Source organism: Nocardioides sp. Z24_21 (genome assembly GCF_058134345.1).
Genome location: NZ_JBYTTH010000001.1, coordinates 1,070,280 through 1,090,430 on the forward strand (window position 1 = coordinate 1,070,280; position 20,151 = coordinate 1,090,430).

19 protein-coding genes are annotated in these 20,151 nt (G+C 69.8%); 12 read left to right on the forward strand and 7 right to left on the reverse strand.

All coding sequences use genetic code 11. The features are described 5' to 3' along the window. Positions 1-45: 45 nt before the first annotated feature. Positions 46-912, reverse strand: a complete 867-nt coding sequence (gene rfbA / locus AC3X7Z_RS05230) for a glucose-1-phosphate thymidylyltransferase RfbA (protein WP_186339236.1) — start codon at positions 910-912, stop codon at positions 46-48. Between the two features lie 74 nt (positions 913-986). Between rfbA and AC3X7Z_RS05235 the strand changes: the two genes are divergently transcribed. Genes AC3X7Z_RS05235 through AC3X7Z_RS05245 form a run of 3 tightly spaced genes read left to right on the forward strand, consistent with a single transcriptional unit; the run spans position 987 to position 5,297 of the window. Then, complete coding sequence (locus tag AC3X7Z_RS05235) at positions 987-2,870, forward strand: DUF4012 domain-containing protein (protein ID WP_489975232.1); 1,884 nt, start codon at positions 987-989, stop codon at positions 2,868-2,870. Between the two features lie 10 nt (positions 2,871-2,880). Beyond that, the gene (gene rfbB / locus AC3X7Z_RS05240) at positions 2,881-3,879 is read left to right on the forward strand and encodes a dTDP-glucose 4,6-dehydratase (RefSeq protein WP_489975233.1); all 999 of its coding nucleotides are present in this window, start codon (positions 2,881-2,883) and stop codon (positions 3,877-3,879) included. Continuing rightward, entirely contained in the window at positions 3,876-5,297 is a 1,422-nt protein-coding gene (locus AC3X7Z_RS05245) for a sugar nucleotide-binding protein (RefSeq protein ID WP_489975234.1), read from the forward strand. The genes rfbB and AC3X7Z_RS05245 overlap by 4 nt, the downstream gene beginning before the upstream one ends. A gap of 22 nt (positions 5,298-5,319) precedes the next feature. Here AC3X7Z_RS05245 and AC3X7Z_RS05250 read toward each other — a convergent pair whose 3' ends face one another. From AC3X7Z_RS05250 to AC3X7Z_RS05265, 4 genes are all read right to left on the reverse strand, one after another. Continuing rightward, positions 5,320-5,613, reverse strand: a complete 294-nt coding sequence (locus AC3X7Z_RS05250; protein WP_186339240.1) for a DUF2516 family protein — start codon at positions 5,611-5,613, stop codon at positions 5,320-5,322. 111 nt (positions 5,614-5,724) lie between these two features. Continuing rightward, entirely contained in the window at positions 5,725-6,459 is a 735-nt protein-coding gene (locus AC3X7Z_RS05255; RefSeq protein WP_489975235.1) for a hypothetical protein, read from the reverse strand. Between the two features lie 41 nt (positions 6,460-6,500). Further along, positions 6,501-7,079 carry a helix-turn-helix domain-containing protein gene (locus AC3X7Z_RS05260; RefSeq protein ID WP_489975236.1) on the reverse strand — a complete coding sequence of 193 codons (579 nt, stop codon included), beginning with the start codon at positions 7,077-7,079 and terminating at the stop codon, positions 6,501-6,503. A 133-nt stretch (positions 7,080-7,212) separates the two neighbouring features. Then, the gene (locus AC3X7Z_RS05265; protein ID WP_489975237.1) at positions 7,213-8,199 is read right to left on the reverse strand and encodes an asparaginase; all 987 of its coding nucleotides are present in this window, start codon (positions 8,197-8,199) and stop codon (positions 7,213-7,215) included. Between the two features lie 41 nt (positions 8,200-8,240). Between AC3X7Z_RS05265 and cysC the strand changes: the two genes are divergently transcribed. From cysC to AC3X7Z_RS05285, 4 genes are all read left to right on the forward strand, one after another. Beyond that, a complete protein-coding gene (gene cysC / locus AC3X7Z_RS05270; protein WP_489975238.1) occupies positions 8,241-9,419 on the forward strand; it encodes an adenylyl-sulfate kinase in 1,179 nt (392 codons plus the stop codon). Next, entirely contained in the window at positions 9,412-9,948 is a 537-nt protein-coding gene (locus tag AC3X7Z_RS05275) for an arsenate reductase/protein-tyrosine-phosphatase family protein (RefSeq protein WP_489975239.1), read from the forward strand. Before cysC ends, AC3X7Z_RS05275 begins: the two co-directional genes overlap by 8 nt. Further along, a complete protein-coding gene (locus AC3X7Z_RS05280) occupies positions 9,941-10,951 on the forward strand; it encodes a sulfite exporter TauE/SafE family protein (RefSeq protein WP_489975240.1) in 1,011 nt (336 codons plus the stop codon). Before AC3X7Z_RS05275 ends, AC3X7Z_RS05280 begins: the two co-directional genes overlap by 8 nt. 97 nt (positions 10,952-11,048) lie before the next feature. After that, complete coding sequence (locus tag AC3X7Z_RS05285) at positions 11,049-12,437, forward strand: tyrosine-protein kinase domain-containing protein (RefSeq protein WP_489975241.1); 1,389 nt, start codon at positions 11,049-11,051, stop codon at positions 12,435-12,437. A 22-nt stretch (positions 12,438-12,459) separates the two neighbouring features. Here AC3X7Z_RS05285 and AC3X7Z_RS05290 read toward each other — a convergent pair whose 3' ends face one another. Then, positions 12,460-13,296: a beta-keto acid cleavage family enzyme gene (locus AC3X7Z_RS05290; protein WP_489975242.1), complete on the reverse strand. Its 837-nt coding sequence runs from the start codon at positions 13,294-13,296 to the stop codon at positions 12,460-12,462. A 17-nt stretch (positions 13,297-13,313) separates the two neighbouring features. On the opposite strand from AC3X7Z_RS05290, the gene dtd reads away from it, so the two are divergent. Then, positions 13,314-13,742: a D-aminoacyl-tRNA deacylase gene (gene dtd / locus AC3X7Z_RS05295; protein WP_489975243.1), complete on the forward strand. Its 429-nt coding sequence runs from the start codon at positions 13,314-13,316 to the stop codon at positions 13,740-13,742. A gap of 18 nt (positions 13,743-13,760) precedes the next feature. On the opposite strand, the gene AC3X7Z_RS05300 is transcribed toward dtd, so the two are convergent. After that, positions 13,761-14,942 carry a glycoside hydrolase family 16 protein gene (locus AC3X7Z_RS05300; RefSeq protein WP_489975244.1) on the reverse strand — a complete coding sequence of 394 codons (1,182 nt, stop codon included), beginning with the start codon at positions 14,940-14,942 and terminating at the stop codon, positions 13,761-13,763. A 101-nt stretch (positions 14,943-15,043) separates the two neighbouring features. On the opposite strand from AC3X7Z_RS05300, the gene cysD reads away from it, so the two are divergent. The 4 genes from cysD (at position 15,044) to AC3X7Z_RS05320 (ending at position 19,754) form a co-directional block, all read left to right on the forward strand. Further along, positions 15,044-15,958 (forward strand): sulfate adenylyltransferase subunit CysD, encoded by a 915-nt coding sequence (cysD, locus tag AC3X7Z_RS05305; RefSeq protein WP_186339250.1) that lies wholly within the window; start codon positions 15,044-15,046, stop codon positions 15,956-15,958. Then, positions 15,958-17,259 carry a sulfate adenylyltransferase subunit CysN gene (gene cysN, locus AC3X7Z_RS05310; protein ID WP_186339251.1) on the forward strand — a complete coding sequence of 434 codons (1,302 nt, stop codon included), beginning with the start codon at positions 15,958-15,960 and terminating at the stop codon, positions 17,257-17,259. Before cysD ends, cysN begins: the two co-directional genes overlap by 1 nt. A 195-nt stretch (positions 17,260-17,454) precedes the next feature. After that, positions 17,455-18,393: a glycosyltransferase gene (locus tag AC3X7Z_RS05315; RefSeq protein ID WP_489975245.1), complete on the forward strand. Its 939-nt coding sequence runs from the start codon at positions 17,455-17,457 to the stop codon at positions 18,391-18,393. Between the two features lie 554 nt (positions 18,394-18,947). Further along, complete coding sequence (locus tag AC3X7Z_RS05320; protein ID WP_489975246.1) at positions 18,948-19,754, forward strand: O-antigen ligase family protein; 807 nt, start codon at positions 18,948-18,950, stop codon at positions 19,752-19,754. The last annotated feature ends 397 nt before the right edge of the window (positions 19,755-20,151 follow it).

The window sequence follows — 20,151 nt, forward strand, 5'->3', positions numbered from 1 at the left end:
TCGTCTAGGTGTCATGTCCCCCGACGACGGGGAGTCGAAACGCGATCAGCCGTGCCGGAGCAGACCGAGCAGGTATTCGCCGTAGCCGCTCTTGCGCAGCGGCTCGGCGCGGGCGGCGAGCTCGTCGTCGGACAGCCACCCCATCCGCCAGGCGACCTCCTCGGGGGCGCCGACCTTGAAGCCCTGCCGGCCCTCGATCGTGCGTACGAAGTTGGAGGCGTCGTTGAGCGAGTCGAACGTGCCGGTGTCGAGCCACGCGGTGCCGCGGGGCAGCACCTCGACGTGCAGGCGGCCCTCCTCGAGGTAGCGGCGGTTGAGGTCGGTGATCTCGAGCTCCCCGCGCGCCGACGGCTTCAGCTCGGCGGCGTACTGGACCACGTCGTTGTCGTAGAAGTAGAGCCCCGGCACCGCGAAGTCGCTCTTGGGGTGCTCCGGCTTCTCCTCCAGCGACAGCGCGCGGCCCTGGTCGTCGAACTCCACGACGCCGTAGGCCCGCGGGTCGGCGACGTGGTAGCCGAAGACCGCGGCGCCGTCGAGCTCGGAGAAGCGCAGCAGCTGCTGGCCGAGGCCGGAGCCGTAGAAGATGTTGTCGCCGAGCACCAGCGCGGAGCGCTCGTCGCCGATGTGGTCGGCGCCGATGATGAACGCCTGCGCGAGGCCGTCGGGGCTGGGCTGCACCGCGAAGGTCAGGTCGATGCCGAACTGCGAGCCGTCGCCGAGCAGCCGGTGGAAGCCGTCGGCCTCGTGGGGCGTGGTGATGATCAGGACGTCACGGATGCCGGCGAGCATCAGGGTCGAGAGCGGGTAGTAGATCATCGGCTTGTCGTAGACCGGCACCAGCTGCTTGCTGATGCCCTGCGTGATCGGGTGCAGTCGGGAGCCGGTCCCACCGGCCAGGATGATTCCGCGCATGGCTGCACCCTAGGGCGTACGGGACGGGTGCCGGGATTCTCCAGGGCCGGCGCAGGTTTGGCACGATGTCGCGCATGCCGTCCTCCCGCCGCGCCACCCCGCGGCGGATGATCCGGCCGGCGACGGTCGCGGGCGCGCTGCTCCTGGTGCTGGTGGGCCTGGCCCTGCTGGCCATCCCGTTCCTCTCCGCGCCGGGGCACGCCGAGGATGCCCGCGCCGAGCTGATGGCGGCCAAGGAGGCCCTCGACGCCGGCGACATCGACGACGCCGTCGCCGCCGTCGAGCGGGCCCGCTCGGAGACCGACGACCTCCAGGCGGCGGTGCAGGGAGTCGGCGGCGACGTGTGGAGCCGGGTGCCCGTCGCCGGCGGCGCACTGCGCGACGTGCGACGCCTCGGCAACGCGCTGGACCAGCTCGTCGGCGTGGCCGAGACCGGCGTACGCGTCCTGCCGCAGGTGCGCGGCGAGGAGTCGACCCTCCTCGACGGCGGCAACGTCGACCTCGACGTGCTCGAGTCGGTGATCGCCGACCTGCGCGCGGTCGGCGCCCGGCTCTCCGACGCGCAGGCCGAGCTCGACGCGGTGGCCGACACGCGCCCGCTCGTCGGCGAACGGCTCGCCGAGGCAGCCGCCGACGCCCGGGCCGAGGTCGACCCGCTGGCCGACGGGCTCGACGCCGTCGACCCGCTGCTCACCCACCTGCCCACGATGCTCGGCCGCAATGCGAGTCGTCAGTACCTCGTGGCGTTGCTCAACCCTGCCGAGATGCTCTACTCCGGCGGCACCCCGCAGACCTTCGTGACCGTCGACCTCGACCGCGGCCGCCTGTCGATGGGCGAGACGCTCGACCTCTCGACCGCCCCGGGCGCGGCCCAGCCCCGCTACTGGCGCAAGGTCAAGGGCAACCCGCTGCACCGTGGGCAGGTGAAGCCGGCGCTGGCCACGATGGCGCCTGACTGGGCGGTCTCGGGCAACGAGCTGGCCAACGCCTGGCGCAGCCTGCGCGGGCGCCGGATGGCGGGCGTCGTCGTCATCGACGTGGTCGCCGTCTCGCGGCTGCTGGACGTCTCGGGCCCCCTCGAGGTGCCGGCCCTCGGCACGCTCACCGGTGACAACCTCGTCGAGAAGCTCATCGGCAGCTACGACGACTACCCCGAGCCCGCACAGCGCAAGGCCGTCAACCGCGCCCTCGCCCCGGTGTTCGTCGACCGGCTCCTGTCCGGCAACGACCCGGTCGGCACCGGCCGGGTGCTCGGCGAGGCAGCCGACCAGCGGCGCTTCGCCGTCTACCTCCGCAGCCCCGACGAGCAGGCGGTCGTCGACGACCTCGGGCTGACCGGCCGGCTCTCCGACACCGAGCACGACTACCTCGGCGTCTTCACGCAGAACAAGGTGCCCAGCAAGTCCGACTACTGGCAGCGACGCACCGTGAGCACCGACGTCGCGATCCGCGAGGACGGCAGCGCCCGCGTGCGGATGGAGATCGAGGTCCACAACGACTCCCCGCCCTACGCCCAGCCGCTGCCCGACCCTCGCGAGGGCTACTTCACCCGCTGGAACACCCTCAGCGTCGCGCCGTTCCTGCCGAAGGGCGCCACCTTCGACTCGGTGCAGGTGGACGGCGTGCCCCGCGAGGTCTCGCCGCGCAGCTTCTACGGTCGCTACTTCATCCGCCCGGAGATCGAGTTCGCCCCGCAGGCGCGCCACACCCTCGCGGTGACCTACGTCGTGCCCGCCGCCGCCGTGGACCGCGACGGCGCGCTCGCCTACCGGCTGGCCATCGACCCCCAGGGCATGGTCGACCCCCAGGACGTGCGGGTCACGGTGCGCTTCCCGCGCGGCTACGCCGTCGACGCGGAGCTGCCCGAGGGCTGGTCGAGCGCCGGCGACAGGGTGGCGCGCTATCGCAGTGACGCGCTCGAGAGCGTCGAGTCGTACGAGGTCCTCGCCCACCCCTAGACTCCGCCGCATGGAACGCCTACTCGTGACCGGAGGCGCGGGGTTCATCGGATCGAACTTCGTGCACCACCTCCTCGAGCACACCGACCTCACGGTGACCGTGCTCGACAAGCTGACCTACGCCGCCTCCAAGGAGTCGCTGGCCGGGCTGCCCGAGGACCGGGTGCGGCTCGTCGTCGGTGACATCGCCGACGCCGACGTCGTCGACCCGCTGGTCGCCGACCACGACGCGGTCGTCCACTACGCGGCGGAGTCGCACAACGACAACTCGCTCAACGACCCGAGCCCGTTCGTCCACACCAACATCCTCGGCACCTTCACGATCCTCGAGGCCGTGCGCCGGCACGACAAGCGGCTCCACCACGTCTCGACCGACGAGGTCTACGGCGACCTCGAGCTCGACGACCCCAAGCGCTTCACCGAGGACACCCCCTACAACCCGTCGTCCCCCTACTCCGCCTCGAAGGCCGGCTCCGACCACCTGGTCCGCGCGTGGGTCCGCAGCTTCGGCGTCCGCGCGACGGTCTCCAACTGCTCCAACAACTACGGCCCATGGCAGCACATCGAGAAGTTCATCCCGCGCCAGATCACCAACGTGATCGACGGGATCCGGCCCAAGCTCTACGGGTCGGGCGAGAACGTCCGCGACTGGATCCACGCCGACGACCACTCCTCGGCCGTGCTGACGATCCTGGAGAAGGGCCGCATCGGAGAGACCTACCTGATCGGCGCCGACGGCGAGAAGAACAACCTCGAGGTCGTCCGCCTGATCCTCAAGCTGATGGGCCAGGCCGAGGACGCCTTCGACCACGTCAACGACCGCGCCGGGCACGACATGCGCTACGCGATCGAGTCGGGCAAGCTGCGCCACGAGCTCGGCTGGACGCCGCAGTTCCAGGACTTCGAGTCGGGCCTGGCCGACACCATCGAGTGGTACCGCACGCACGAGGAGTGGTGGCGCCCCCACAAGGACGCCACGGAGGCCAAGTACGCGGAGAAGGGCCAGTGACCCTCCCCTCCCTCGAGACCACCCCGATCCCGGGCCTCGTCGTCGTCCGCCTCGACCGGCGCGACGACGAGCGCGGGTTCTTCAAGGAGAACTGGCAGCGCGAGAAGATGCTCGCCATCGGGCTGCCCGACTTCGGCCCGGTCCAGAACAACGTCTCCTTCAACGGCGACCGCGGCGTGACGCGCGGCATCCACACCGAGCCGTGGGACAAGTTCGTCTCGCTGGCCACCGGCCGCATCTTCGGCGCCTGGGTCGACATGCGCGAGGGCGACACCTTCGGCGCGACGTTCACGCTCGAGATGGACACCTCGGTCGCGGTCTTCGTGCCGCGCGGCGTCGGCAACAGCTACCAGGTGCTCGAGGACGCCACGGCCTACACCTACCTCGTCAACGAGCACTGGCGCCCGGGCATCTCCTACCCCGCGCTGTCCCTTGACGACCCGACGGTCGCGATCCCGTGGCCGATCCCGTTGGCCGAGGCGATCGTCAGCGAGAAGGACCAGCACAACCCGGCGCTGGACGCCTCGACCGCGATCCCGCCCAAGAAGACGCTCATCGTGGGCGCGCTGGGCCAGCTGGGCCGGGCGCTGCACGCCGCCCACCCGGACGCCGACCGGGTCGACCTCCGCGAGGACGAGGGCGTCACCGCGCTCGACCTCACCGACGCCGAGGCCGTCGCGGCCTGGCCCTGGCACGACTACGCCGTGGTGATCAACGCCGCGGCCTTCACCGCAGTCGACGCGGCCGAGACCACCGAGGGCCGGGTGGCCGCGTGGGCCGCCAACGCCACCGGGCCCGCCACGCTCGCCCGGCTCGCCCGCGAGCACCGCTTCACCCTGGTGCACCTGTCCTCGGAGTACGTCTTCGACGGCACCGCGCCGCTCGACCCCGGCCACACCGAGGACGAGCCGCTGTCGCCGCTGGGCGTCTACGCCCAGTCCAAGGCCGCCGGCGACCTCGCGGTGGGCCTGGCCCCGCGCCACTACCTGCTGCGCACGTCGTGGGTGATCGGCGAGGGCAACAACTTCGTGCGCACCATGCGCTCGCTCGCCGAGAAGGGCGTCTCCCCCAGCGTCGTCGACGACCAGGTGGGCCGGCTCACCTTCACCGACGAGCTGGTGCGCGCCATCGGCCACCTGCTCGACTCCGACGCCGCGTTCGGCACCTACAACGTCTCCAACGGCGGGCCGGCGATGTCGTGGCGCGAGATCGCCCAGGCGGTCTTCGAGCGGTCCGGCCGCAGCGCCGACGACGTGTCCGGCACGAGCACCGAGGCCTACGCCGACGGCGTACGCGCGCAGGGCAAGCCCTTCGCCCCGCGTCCGCTCCACTCGGCGATGTCGCTCGCCAGGATCCGCGCCACCGGCTTCGAGCCCGAGGACGCCATGGCCGCCCTCGACCGCTACCTCGCCACCTGAGCGGCGAGACCGGGCGTGGGGCTCAGCGGCGCGAGGTGACCTCGGCGAGCGCCGGGCGCACGTCGGCCAGGTAGACGAGCGAGGCGATCGTGAAGACGAGGTGGATCAGCCCGAGCGGCGAGGAGCCGATGAGGATCAGCTGGGCCGCGAAGCCGAGCCCCGTGATCGCGCACCACGCCGGCTTGGTCAGCTTGCCGGCCGCCTCGTAGGCCTCGGCGGAGTAGGTGAGGGAGTTGATGAACGCGAAACCCTTGATCGCGAGCAGGGCGAGGAGCACCACCAGCATCAGCGTGCTCTCGAACGCGTAGATGTTCACCCGCTCAGCCTAGACGCCCGAGGCACGCCTGCGGAACGAACGAGGCCCCCGTCCCTGACGGACGGGGGCCTCGGCTCAGAACAGCAGCAGCTGCTCGTGGGGGTGGTCCCTTCAGTCGCCGACCTTCTCGGCCGCGTCGACGACGGCCTTGGCCGCGTTGGACGCCGTCGCGGTGGCGGCGGTCGCGGTGGCCTTGGCGCTGGCCTGCGCGGTGGCGCTCTTCTTCGCCGCGCTCTTGCGGGCGGTGGTCGCGGAGGCCTTCTTGGCCGCGGCCTTCCGCGTCGCCTTCTTGGCGGTCGGCCTGGGCGTGGGGGCGACCTTGGTGGCAGCGGTCTTGTCGGCCGCAGCCGTGGTGGCCTCAGCGGCCTTCTTGGCCTGGGTCGCGGTGGTCTTCGCCTTGGCGACGGTGGTGCGCGCCGACGACACGGTGGCCCGGGTCGACTCCTGGCCGCGGATGCGGCCCACGAGCGACTCGCCGCGCTTGACGAGGTCGGCGTAGGCGGCGTTGGCCGCGGAGACGTTGCCGTCGACCAGCGTGGTGACCTGCGCGGCGACCTGGGTGGTCACCCGGGCCGGGTAGGCCAGGGCCTCGGCCTGCAGCTCGGCGACGCGGGCCTCGACGGCGGCGCGGCGGGCCTGGGCCTGCTTGCGCAGCGCCTGCGGGTCGGTCGCGGTCCGCTGCACCTCGCTGACTCGTGTGGTGACGTCCTTCTGCACGGCGGCGACCCGCTTCTGCACGTCGGCCACCGCCTCACGGACGGCCTCGACGGCCAGGTCGGTGACGCCGACGCCGGCCAGGACGGGCTTGAGGGCTTCGCTCTTGAGGTCGCGCTTGGTGGTGGCCATGGGGCTCTCCTTGGGGTGGGTGCTGCCGGTGGTCTGCGGGCTCACGACTCGTCGGTCTCGTCGACGGGCCGTGTCGGTGCGTCTGGCTGTGCGTCTGCCTGGACTTCTGCCTGGACTTCTGCCTGGACTTCTGTCGGTGCGGTGGCGGCGTCGCGCTCGTTGAGGGCGAGGAACGAGGCGTAGACGTCGAGGAGCGAGTGCTTCTGCCGCTCCGTCAGCGCCGTGTCGGCGAGGATCGCGAGCTCCACCGATCCGGCCTGGCCCGGGTCGGGATGGACGATGCCCGCGCGGACGTAGAGCTGCTCGGCACTGACGCGCAGCGCCCGGGCGAGCTGCTGGAGCACCTCGGCCGACGGCTTGCGCAGGCCACGCTCGATCTGGCTCAGGTAGGGGTTGCTCACGCCCACCTGGTCGGCGAGCTGGCGCAGCGACAGCTGGGCGCCGACCCGCTGCTCGCGGAGGTAGTCACCCAGCGTGCCGATCGAGTCGACGACCGCCTTGCTGGTCTTGGTGGTGGCCTTCGTGGTGGCCGTGGTCGTGGCCTTGGTGGCCCTGCGTGCGGTCGCGGTCGTGGCGGCGGTCTTCGAGGCGACCCTCGTGGTCTTCTTCTCCTTCGCCATGCCTCCAGTGTGCTAACAGGAGTTAGCAGAAACAAGCCCGATGGAGGTGAGTCCCCTCACAGAGTCCTCGACCCATGCGGCTTGTCGGCGCTAGCCACCTGTTCGCAACGGTGCCGGCGGACCCCGCTCGACCTCAGAAGACGGCGCGGATCTCCCCGACCGGGACCCCGCCGCCGAGAAGGTCGACGCGCCCGGTCGTGCGCACCGCCGCGGCGTCCACCCCGTCCTCGTCGAGCACCCCCGAGCGCCGCAGCGCCTCGGCCATCAGCACGGGGCGCACCCGCGCCGCGCCGTCGTCGGTCTTGAGCGCCCAGGCACGACCGTCGGGGAGGGCGACGGCGTAGCAGGACTCGGCGCCGGCCTTGCCGATGAGTCCCGGCACCGCCCGGTGCAGGGCGAGCTCGTCGCGGGTGGTGCCGCTGACGTGCTCGGGGTGGCGCCGGATCGCGTCGGCGACACGGCGGGCCGGGCCGTCGTCCGCGGTGGCCAGCGCGGCGAACGCCCTCGCCAGGCCGGTCAGCGACGTGGAGAGCAGCGGCGCGCCGCACCCGTCGACCGCGACCGCCGCGATGGGCTCGCCGGTGAGCCGGGCGAAGGTGTCGGCGATCGCCACCTGCAGGGGGTGGGCCGGGTCGAGGTAGGTCTCGGTGTCCCAGCCGCGCAGGACGCAGGTCGCGAGCATGGCGGCGTGCTTGCCCGAGCAGTTCATCAGGATCGGCGCCCGTCCACCCCCGGCGCGTACGACGGCCTCCCGGGCCGCGTCGTCGAGCGGGTAGTCGGCCGGCGTCCGGAGCGCCGACTCGTCGAGGCCCGCGCTCGCCAGCGTGCGGCGTACGCCCTCGACGTGGAACTCCTCCCCGGAGTGCGAGGCGCACGCGAGTGCGAGGAGCTCGTCGGGCAGGTCGAGGCCGAGCTCGACCATCGCGAGCGCCTGGACCGGCTTGTTGCTCGAGCGCGGGAGGACGGGGACGTCGACCGCGCCCACCGACCAGTCGACGGCGCCGTCGGCGGTGAGGGCGACGATCGAGCCGTAGTGGTGGCCCTCGACGAAGCCCGAACGGACGATCTCGGCGACGACCGGCCGACCGGCCGGCGTGGTGGTGGAGGCGGCAGACGACATGTCCCGCAGGCTACTCACCGCGGCTCTGAGAGGATGCGCGGGTGATCCAGCACTGCCCCACGCCGACAGAGCTCGACGACCTGGAGCTCCTGGTCTCCGGCGCCTACGCCCCGCTGACCCGCTTCAACGAGCCGGACAGCGTGGTCACCCTCGACCTGCCCGACGGCGTGGACGACGCCGAGCTGGTCGACCCCGAGGGCCTGCCACTGGCCCGCGTCGCGGCCGACGGGTCGCTGGAGCCGCTGACGCACGCCCAGTACGGCCCCTTCCGCCGGCTGCACCTCACCCCCGCGCAGGTGCGCGAGCAGCACGCCGGCGCGACGTTCGTCCCGGTCGTCGATGCGCTGAGCGAGGCCGACCTCGACGAGCTGCGCGGTCTCGGCCGCGTGGTGCTGCTGGCGCTGTCGGGCACCGGCACCTCCCCCCTGTCCCCCGTCGCGCTGGTCCGCGCCACCCTCGCCGCGGCCGACCTGCTGCCGGACGCCGCGGTCGTCGCGGTGCCGCTGCCGGCCCACGGCGACGCCGAGGCCGACCACGCCCTGGGCGCCCGGGTGGTGCAGACCTACGCCGTCGACGACCCGGTCCACGCCCTCGCCGAGACCTCCGGCGACCTCCCCGCCGCCGTCGCCGCGATCGTCGACGAGGACCAGCCGGCTCCCGAGGATCAGGGCCTCGTTCTCTTCTTCACCGGGCTGTCGGGCAGCGGCAAGTCGACGCTCGCCCGCGCGCTGGTCGACCTCCTGCTCGAGCAGGGCGGCCGCACGGTCACCAGCCTCGACGGCGACGTCGTACGCCGCAACCTGTCGGCCGGGCTCACCTTCAGCCGGGCCGACCGCGAGACCAACATCCGCCGCATCGGCTGGGTCGCCGCCGAGATCGCCCGCCACGGCGGCGTCGCGGTGTGCTCGCCGATCGCCCCGTTCGCCGAGACCCGCGACCAGGTGCGCGAGATGGTGGAGGCCGCCGGCGGCGCGTTCTTCCTCGTCCACGTCGCGACCCCCCTCGAGGAGTGCGAGCGCCGCGACCGCAAGGGCCTCTACGCCAAGGCCCGTGCCGGCGAGATCCCCGAGTTCACCGGCATCTCCTCGCCCTACGAGGAGCCCGACGACCCAGCCGTGCGCGTCGACACGACCGGGCGCACCGTCGAGGACGCGCTCGACGACGTCCTGGTCGCGCTCGACGAGGCCGGCTACCTCCACCTGCGGGGCACCGATGGGTGAGCCGCTGAAGGTGCTCTTCGTGTGCACCGCCAACATCTGCCGCTCGCCCTTCCTCGAGCTCACCGCGCGCCGCCTGGCCGGGCCCGACTCGGGTGTGGAGTTCTCCAGCGCGGGCACGCACGGCTTCGACAGCCACGCGATGGACGACGTCATGGTCTCCACCCTCGCCGAGGACACGTCGTCGGGCTTCGCGAGCCGCCGCCTCACCGCGCCGCTCATGGCCGAGGCCGACCTGGTGCTGACCGCGGAGTCCACCCACCGCGGCTTCATCCTGGAGGAGTTCCCCCAGCACCTCCGCAAGGTCTTCACCGTGGGCCAGTTCGCCGCCGCGGTGGAGGAGCACCCCGACCTCACCGGTCGCGAGCTGGTCGCGGCCGTCGGCGCCCGCCGTACGGCGGCGCGGCCCGAGCACGACATCGCCGACCCCTACCGGCGCGGGCGATCGGCGGCGGACACCGCGGCCGACACAATGTCGAGAATGCTGAGCGTGATCGTCCCCCGGCTGGCCACAGGAGGCTCCGATGGCTGAGCTGCTGACCCTCACCGCCCTCTCGATCCTCGTCGCCGGCTTCGTCGTCGGCGTCGTCGTCGGTCTGACCGGCATGGGCGGCGGCGCCCTGATGACCCCCGCCCTGCTGTTCCTGGGCGTGGGAGAGGCCGCCACGGTCGTGACCGCCGACCTCACCGCGGCGGCCGTCTACAAGACCGGCGGCGCGATCGTGCACAAGCGCGAGGGCTCGCCCAACATGCGCCTGGCCATGTGGCTGATGATCGGCTCCATCCCGATGGCGCTGCTCGGGCCACACCTGGTGGCGTGGCTCACCGACGACACCGAGCAGCTCAACCACGTGCTGATCATCAGCATCGGCTTCGCCCTCCTGCTGGCGGCGGCGACCTACGCCCTGCGCCTCTACGTCAACCTGCTCCGGGTCCGCTCGGGCACCCACGTCCACGACGACGACCCGACGATCCGCGTGGTCCCGACGCTGCTGGTCGGCATGCTCGGCGGACTGCTGGTGGGCATCACCAGCGTCGGCTCCGGCTCGGTCATCATGATCGCCCTGCTGATGCTCTACCCCGGCCTGTCCGCGGTGAAGCTCGTCGGCACCGACCTGGTCCAGGCGGTGCCGCTCGTGCTTGCGGCCGCGATCTCCAACATCGCGCTCCACGGCATCGACTGGGGGATCCTGATCCCGCTCGTCATCGGCTCGGTGCCCGGCACGATCATCGGCGCCCACCTCGCCCCGCGCGTGCCCCAGTCCTTCATCCGCCGGGGCATCGTCATCGTGCTGACGATGAGCGGCGTCGCGCTGCTCGACAAGTCCGGCTGGGCCCCGCTCGGCGTCGAGGAGACCCACCCCATGCTGATCGCCGGCATCGGCCTGGCCGTGCTGGTGGTGCTTCCCATCGTGTGGGGCTTCCTGCGCAAGCAGCAGGGGCTCCCGATGTTCGGCTCGCCGACCATCGCCCAGCTCGACGACCCCGACTACCGTCCCGGGCTCGTGGGGATGAAGAAGGTCGACCGGGAGTAGAGCAGGCGACGTCCCCGCTGCACGCCACGATGACGGGCGAGGACCACACAACCCCTATTCTTTGCGAGGTTTCGTTGACAACAGGGGGAAGTGAAGCGTGGAGCTGCAGGACTACTGGCGCACCGTCCGACGGCGGTGGCGGCTGGTTCTCGGGAGTGTTCTGATCGTCCTGGCGGTCGCCGCGGCGTGGACCTGGTCGGTGACCCCGACCTATGCCTCCACCACCCGGATCTTCGTCTCGACCAGCCAGACCGACGAGAACAGCGCCTACACCGGCAACCTCTTCGCCACCCAGCGCGTGGCGTCCTACGCCGACCTGGTGACCAGCAACCAGCTCGCCGAGCGCGTGGCCGCCGAGCTCGGCGACACCGACGCGATGGACCTGCGCGAGCAGGTCACCGCCTCGGCCGTCCCGGAGACGGTGCTGCTCGAGATCGAGGCCGTCGACGCCGACCCCGAGCGCGCCCGCGACATCGCGCAGGTCTACGCCGAGCAGCTGCAGATCCTCGTGGAGGAGCTCGAGACGCCCCGCGGCGAGACCGCGGCCGTCGTCAAGGCGACCCTCATCGACGACGCCCAGGTCGCCCGCTCCCCCGTCGCGCCGCAGCCGCTGCGCAACCTGGCGCTCGCCGGCATCCTCGGGCTCCTCCTGGGTGTCGGCCTGGCCGTGGCGCGCGAGCTCCTCGACACCAGCGTGAAGGGCGCCGACGACGTCGCCGAGATCACCTCGGCCCCCGTCCTCGGCAACATCTTCCAGGACAACGACGCCAAGCGCTCGCCCCACGAGGTGCTGTCGACCGCGACGCCGTGGGCCGAGGCCTTCCGCGTGCTGCGCACCAACATGCAGTACGTCGACGTCGACAAGGAGCAGAAGGTCTTCGTGATCACCAGCTCGCTGCCGGGCGAGGGCAAGAGCACCACCGCGGTCAACCTCGCGGTCACGCTCACCCAGGCCGGCCAGCGGGTGGCGCTCGTCGAGTGCGACCTCCGCCGCCCGCTCATCGCCGACCGGCTCGAGCTCGACGACGCCATCGGCACCACCAGCGTCCTGATCGGCAAGGTCAGTGCCGAGGACGTCATGCAGCAGTACGCCGACACGTCGCTCGACGTCATGGTGTGCGGCCAGATCCCGCCCAACCCGTCGGAGCTGCTGCAGTCCCAGGCGATGGAGATGCTGCTGCTCGAGCTGCGCACGCGCTACGACGTCGTCATCCTCGACGCCCCGCCGCTGCTGCCGGTGACCGACGCCGCGCTGCTCGCCACCCGCGCCGACGGTGCGGTCGTCGTGGTCAGCCACGGGCGGACGACCCGCGACCAGCTGGCGACCGCGATCGAGCGCCTCGACTCGGTCGGCGCCACCACGCTCGGCGTGGTCGTCAACCAGACGCCGGCCAAGGCCGCCTCCAGTGGCTACGGCTACGGCTACGGCTACGCCCCGCTCGACGACGCCGTCGCGGCCGGGGGCGGCAAGCGCCGCAGGCGCTGACCGCCGGCAGGACCCGGACGGCTCAGGCGAGCCCGAGCAGCTCGCGGCACTGGGCGGACGTCATCGGCGTACGCTGCGCGATCCGGCCGAGGTCGACCGCGCGCTCGACGAGCTGGGCGTTGGACTCCACCGGCACGCCGCGGCTGATGGTGAGCACGTCCTCCATGCCCACGCGGAGGTGCCCGCCCATCGACAGCGAGGCCATCGCGACCGCGAGGGTCGAGCGGCCGATGCCGGTGGCCGACCACGACGTGACCTCCGACGGCAGCGCGGCCACGCCCGCGACCAGCGCCGGGGCCGTGCCGGGCATGCCGCCGGGCACGCCCATGACGAAGTCGACGTGCACCCTGCCACCGGCCGGGACGCCGTACTGCCGGATCAGCCGGCCGAGGGCGTGCACCTGGCCGAGGTCGAACAGCTCGAACTCCGGGGCGACCCCGCGCGCGAGGGCGAGCTGGTAGAGGTCCTGGACGAAGGGCCAGGGGTTGAGGAAGACGTCGTCGCCGAAGTTGGTGGTGCCCATCGTCAGCGAGCACGAGTCGGGCTCGGCGTCGAGCACCTTCAACCGCTCGTCGAGCGGGTCGTGCACCGAGCCGCCGGTGGAGAGCTGGACGACGAGCGAGGACGACTCGCGCACCGCCGCGACCCACTCGCGCAGCAGCGCCTGGTCGAGCGTCGGCTGGTGGGAGGAGTCGCGCACGTGGAGGTGGATCATCGCCGCGCCGGCGGCCTCGCACTCGGCCGCGGTGCGCGCGATCTCCTCCGGGGTGGTGGGGAGCTGCGGGCAGTCGGCCTTGGCGGTCTCGGCCCCAGTGGGGGCGACCGTGATCAGCAGGTGGTCGGCGGGTGAGGCAGGCATGGCGGCATCCTTGCACCATGCGTGCGGTCATCCAGCGGGTCCTCTCCGCCAGCGTCCGGGTCGACGACGAGGTGGTCGGCGAGCTCGACCGACCCGGGCTGCTGGTCTACCTCGGCGTGACGCACGACGACGGGACCGCCGAGGTCGCCTGGGTCGCGCGCAAGATCTGGGACCTCCGCCTGCTGCGCGACGAGCGGAGCGCCAGCGACGTCGGCGCGCCGGTGCTGGTGGTCAGCCAGTTCACGCTCTACGGCGACGCGCGCAAGGGCCGCCGACCCACCTGGCAGGCCGCCGCGCCGGGCCCGGTCAGCGAGCCGCTCTACGACGCCGTCTGCGCCGAGCTCGAGCGGCTCGGCGCGCACGTCGAGCGCGGCCGCTTCGGCGCCGACATGCGCGTCGCGAGCGTCAACGACGGCCCGGTCACGCTCGTCCTCGACTCGCCGTAGGCCGCCGACCCGTGGGCGCTACCGCTTCGGGCCGGTCTCCCAGACCCGCACCCAGTCGACCTCCATCGTCTCGGGCAGCTCGCCGTCGAAGCGGGGCAGCTCGTAGTCGGAGGACAGCAGGCTGAGGATGAGGAACTCCGGGCGCCCGGCCGTCGGCCCCTCGAGCCGCTGGGTGACCCGGTCGTCGATGCGGAACACGTACTCGTCGGGCGTCCACTCCAGCGAGAACACGTGGAACTGCTCGGCCCAGTCGTCGCCGAGCTCCTTCGCGTCCGGGAGCCAGCCACCGACGGTCTGCTTCTTCCCGGCCTTGTCGAGGTAGTAGGTGAAGCTGGTCAGGCCGCCCTCGGGGTGGCCGCCGCCGAAGTACTCGATGACGTCGATCTCGGCGCCGCCCTTCTTGGGGCCCCCGCTGCGCTGCCCGCCGACGGCCTGCATCCAGAACGCCGCGTGCTGACCGCGAGCCGCCTGGGTCTTGATGCGCGCGGCCGCGAAGCCGTAGGTGAAGCCCACGGTCCCCTCGGTGCCGACGTGGCCGTTGAGGCGGTAGGGGAACTTCTTGCGGCGCCCGGGCAACGTGCACTCGTCGCCCTTGCGGTCCGGGTCCTCGAGCACGCTGAGCCGCAGCACGCCGTCGGTCACCTCGGCGGCGTCCGAGCTGGCGCGCGAGCAGGTGCGTACGCCGATGTAGCCCTGGTCGCGGGTCACCCACGTCGCGCCCTCGACGTCGACGGAGTCGTCGTCGAAGTCGTCGGTGAACGTCGCCGCGGGGGCGTCGTCGGTCGAGACCTCGGTGCCGATCGCGTCCTCGCCCTCCCCGACCACCACGTGCAGGTCACCGGACGCGCGGCTGGTCAGGGAGACCCACCCCGTGGCGTCGGTCTCCTCCTCGTCGACCTCGGTCCAGCCGTCGTCGGTGCGGGCGACGAGGGTCACGGTCGTCCCCTCGTCGACGTCGGCGACGGTGGCGTCGACCAGCCACGCCGCGTCGGCGGCGGCCTCGACGTCCTCGCCGTTGGCCGCGAGCTGCGGCAGCACGTCCGCCGTCACGTCGTCGCTCCGCTCGTAGGACGGCGGCGCGGCCTCGCCGTCACCGCTCGAGGAGCAGCCGGCGGTGACGAGCGCCACGCCCAGGGAGCAGGCGACCAGGGCGCGCCCCCGCGTGCGTGAGCGGGGAACGAGTCGGGGAGTGCGGCTCATCCTCCGAGTCTGTCCGACCGTGCCCGGCAGTGCGAATCGTCCCCCACGCCGCCCGTCGCTACGATGATGGCTGCTGTCCCTAGAGAGGTCCCTGCAACGCCATGACCAACACCCACGTCGACTACCAGCTGAGTCAGCTGGACCAGCTCGAGGCAGAGTCGATCCACATCTTCCGTGAGGTCGCCGCCGAGTTCGAGAAGCCGGTCCTGATGTTCTCCGGCGGCAAGGACTCGATCGTCATGCTCCGCCTGGCGGAGAAGGCGTTCTTCCCGGCGAAGCTGCCGTTCCCGTTGCTGCAGGTCGACACCGGCCTCGACTTCGAGGAGGTGCTGACCACCCGCGACTCGTGGGTCGAGCGGCTGGGTGCGCGGATGATCGTGGCCACGATCGACGAGGCCATCGCCGCGGGTCACGTGGTCGACGACGGCAAGACCAGCCGCAACCGCATGCAGATCGGCACGCTGCTCGGCGCGATCGAGGAGCACGGCTTCACCGCCGCGTTCGGTGGCGGGCGTCGGGACGAGGAGAAGGCCCGCGCCAAGGAGCGCGTCTACTCCCACCGCGACGACTTCGGCCAGTGGGACCCCAAGATGCAGCGTCCCGAGCTGTGGAGCCTCTACAACGGGCGCATCCACGCCGGTGAGCACATGCGGATCTTCCCGCTGTCCAACTGGACCGAGCTCGACATCTGGCACTACATCCACCGTGAGCAGATCGCGATCCCCTCCATCTACTTCGCCCACGAGCGCGAGGTCGTCGAGCGCGACGGCATGCTGCTCTCCATCGGCCCCGAGATCCAGCCCAAGCGCGGCGAGACGGTCGAGAAGAAGATGGTGCGCTTCCGCACCGTGGGTGACCGCACCCAGACCGGCTGCGTGGAGTCGGTGGCCACCGACACCGCCGCCATCATCGACGAGATCGCCATCGCCCGGGTGACGGAGCGAGGCGCCACGCGAGGCGACGACCGCTTCTCCGAGGCAGCCATGGAAGACCGCAAGAAGGAAGGCTACTTCTGATGGCCAGCACCCCCCAGACCTCCGACGCGCACACCGCCGCCCAGGGCGAGATGGACCTGCTCCGCTTCGCGACCGCCGGCTCGGTCGACGACGGCAAGTCCACCCTCATCGGGCGCCTGCTCCTCGACTCCAAGTCGATCTTCGAGGACCAGCTCGAGGCGGTGGAGTCGACCAGCCAGTCCAAGGGCTACGACTACACCGACCTGGCGCTGCTGACCGACGGGCTGCGCTCCGAGCGCGAGCAGGGCATCACCATCGACGTGGCCTACCGCTACTTCGCCACGCCCGCGCGCAAGTTCATCATCGCCGACACCCCCGGCCACATCCAGTACACCCGCAACATGGTCACCGGCGCCTCGACCGCCGACCTGGGCCTGGTGCTCGTCGATGCCCGCCAGGGCCTGACCGAGCAGTCCCGCCGCCACGCGGTGCTGCTCTCGCTGCTGCGCGTGCCGCACCTCGTGCTGGCGATCAACAAGATGGACCTCGTCGACTGGTCGCAGGAGGTCTACGAGAACATCCACAAGGAGTTCACGAACTTCGCGACCAAGCTCAACATCCCCGACCTCGAGGTCATCCCGATCTCGGCGTTGCAGGGTGACAACGTCGTCAATCGCTCCGAGAACACCCCGTGGTACTCCGGGCCGACGCTGATGCACCACCTCGAGCACGTGCACGTCGCCTCCGACCGCGACCTGGTCGACACCCGCTTCCCGGTGCAGTACGTCATCCGCCCCAAGTCCGACGCCTACCACGACTTCCGCGGCTACGCCGGCCAGGTAGCCGGTGGCGTGCTCAAGAAGGGCGACGAGATCGTCGTGCTGCCCAGCGGCATGACCTCGACCATCTCCAAGGTCGAGCTCTTCGACACCGAGATCGCCGAGGCGTTCCCGCCCATGTCGGTGACCATCCACCTCGACGACGACGTCGACGTCTCCCGCGGCGACATGATCGCCCGGCCCAAGAACGCGCCCAAGCCCAGCCAGGACATCGACGCGATGATCTGCTGGATGACCAACGAGCCCCTGCGCCCGCGCCAGAAGCTCGCCATCAAGCACACCACCCGCACGGGCCGTGCGATGGTCAAGGACATCCAGTACCGCCTCGACGTGAACTCGCTGCACCGCGACCAGGAGGCCGGCGAGCTCGGGCTCAACGAGATCGGCCGCGTCCAGCTGCGCACCACCGTGCCGCTGCTGTGCGACCCCTACTCGAAGAACCGCACCACGGGCTCGTTCATCCTCATCGACGAGGCCACCGGAGTCACCGTCGGCGCGGGCATGATCAACAGCGCGAGCTGACCGGGTACTGAAATGGGCGCGTAATCGCCACAGAGACGACCCGCCAGACGGTGCTCTTTGACCGTCGCCAGCGGTCACCTTCGACAGCCAGCACCAAAGGTTGTGGGGGTTCACCAACGGCACTTAACGTTCATGCCGAAACTAGACCATTAAGTTCCAACGGCCGCAGTACGCGGGGACTGAGAGGTGGTGGCTGTGGTCGCAGAGGACGTGATCGTAGGCATCGTGTCGTTCAACCCCGATCTAAGGCGCCTACACCAGAACCTTGAGGCGATTACGCCGCAGGCCCCGCGTGTGGTCATCTTTGACAACGGGTCGCGGAATGCTGCCGAACTTGAAGCCATGTCCAAGGAGTGGCCCAACGTCAAAGTGGTGCTCAACGGGCGAAACGACGGAATTGCCCACGCTCTGAACGAGCTGCTGGCCACCGGGGGTGCGGTTGGTGCGGACTATCTTTTGTCCCTCGACCAAGACAGTGTCGCCACGCCCGGCATGGTGGATGAACTGCGCGGCCTGATGAGCACGCGGGTTGCGATGTCAACCCCACTCATAGTCGATCGCAACAAACTTGAGATTGCGATGTTGGATGCACGACTTCCTCCCGTCGAGCGCTATACCCACCCTGCGTGGCGTGGCGCACTCACCTCGGGCGCCTTGGTCTCCATAAGCGCGGTCACCGAGGTGGGCGGTTTTGATGATCGCCTCTTCATTGACTACGTCGATTATGACCTTAATGCCCGGCTCATGCTCGCTGGATACGAGATCCTGCGCGCCAACTCCGTGACGCTGCTCCACGAAGTTGGGAATGCACGACGCACGTGGTTGTTCACCCCCCGCCGGACGTTGAGTGGGTCCTGGCGTATCGAGCGATTCCACTCCTTCGGCCATAGTCCGTTTCGCTGCTACTTCAAGGCCCGCAACCGCGTCATCTTCACTAAGAAGTACGGCAGACGCCTTGGCCTCACCCATGAAGGCGTCTGGCAGATCCCCCAGCAAATCGTCCTGACGATCCTCTTCGAGGATCACAAGCTTGCGAAACTGGTTGCTTTCGCCCGCGGCATCCGCGATGGCATCCGTTTTCGTGTCGATCCCGCCCCCAGCAAGTGGGCGCCTACCCAGAGCCCGCGACCGTGACTCCTGCCCCCCCCACGCTCACAGCTGGGACCGTCGTTGTGGCGGTCGCATTCGCGTTCATATCGCTCTTGATAGTTAACCGGTCCAGTCACCCCAGGGCACACGCTGTGGGACTAATGGTAGGAGCGAGCACCTTCGTCCCGATCGTCTCCTCTCCTGTCGAGCTCGTGCTCTTGTTCCTTGCCGCGTCCGCAACTCTGTCAATGTTTGTCAGCCTAAAGGTCCCTGTACGCGCATCGACTTCCAACTTCGCATCGCTCGCTATTATCCTGCTTCTCTATATGGAGCTCGTCCGGCTAACGGGGGGCCAGACCACCGCGCAGGACATATGCATAGCCAGCACCGCACTTCTCGTAGTGGTCCTTTCCTGCAAGTTGAATCGAACTGACCTCGAGCCCCTAGCGCGCACGCTGTCGGCTTTTCTCGGATTCCACTTCGCCTTTGCCATAGGAGAACTCGTACTTGAACTTCCCCCGATTTGGCCCATGGGCAACGGCCTTACTGATTTAGCATTCAGACCCAACTTCCTTCTGCCTAACCTACCTGGACGTCCGATGACCTCGTTCGCCCATCCAATTCCATTGGCGACGTTCGCCGCCATGACTGGGCTTCTAACCTGCTACGTTGCATTGCAAAATCGCAGATTCAGATTCTGCATGGTCACGCTAATGGCACTCGCACTGATTGCTCTCAGCGGGACCCGCAGCGCAGTGATCGCTATGGCAATTGGTACGGCCGTACTGCTGCTCAGTCACGGATGGTCAGGCGCGGCATTGAAGGTCAATGTGGTAGCGATCGGCGGCGTCGTCGCAGCTTGTCTTGCTATGTACCCGTCTACCGTCCTTGGCATTATCGGGCTAAGCGGCGGATTCAAAGAGTCAAACTCGTTTCAGTACCGAATGTCCATCTTAGGAAGCGCTACCCGCATTCTTGACCAACCAGTCGTTCACGTTCTCTTCGGTTGGGGGGCAAACCGCGAAGAGGTTTTTAGCCGCGGGATTGTCGACGGGGCGGGGTACGGCGTTCTTTTCTTCGATAACCAGTTCGTCGCGATGGCAGCGCTCTTTGGCCTAGTAGGTTTCACGCTCCTGTTGGTCGCGTTTGTTGCGGTCGCGCTTCGTGGCGACGCTCTCGCTAAGGGCATGCTTGCGTCGTTCGCCGTGATGGCTTTTGGTTTTGACTTTCTCCAGTACCTCACCCCGGCCCTGCTCTTCTTTGTTGCACTTGCCGTCGCGGGCATCGGTCGAACTGAATCTTGTCTTGATGAAGTTGCTGCTCAAAAGGCTCCGCCGATGGTCGACCTTGTCGACCCGTCTTCCCTACCGGCGGTTGATCCTGGCCGCATGACACAACGGCTGTAGTTGCCGTGGACCCGTATTACGGACACGGTATGGCGCCCCGGCTTTTCGGTCGCGCAGGCTTGGCCTACGGTCTTGATAGGCGGGAAGCGAAGTATAGTGTTGGCTAGCGAACGGCCCGTCTGACAAAGATTGCCTGGAGGGCGACACCGACCGTCTCGGCCCCCAGAGCAGCCAGAAGCCCCCCGTTGGCCCCCAATGTTGGAACAGCGGAGATAGCGATAACCAGTCCTGCGGCAGCAGCTGCGACGTTCGCGTAAGCAATCATGTTTGCGCGGCGCCCAGCGACTAGGGCCAGTCCCAGCCCGCGCGAGATGCAGATGGCGGCCACCAAAGACGAGCCGAGAGCCGCTGTGCTAACAGGGATTGTGACTACTCCGCCGAACAACAACTGAGCAGC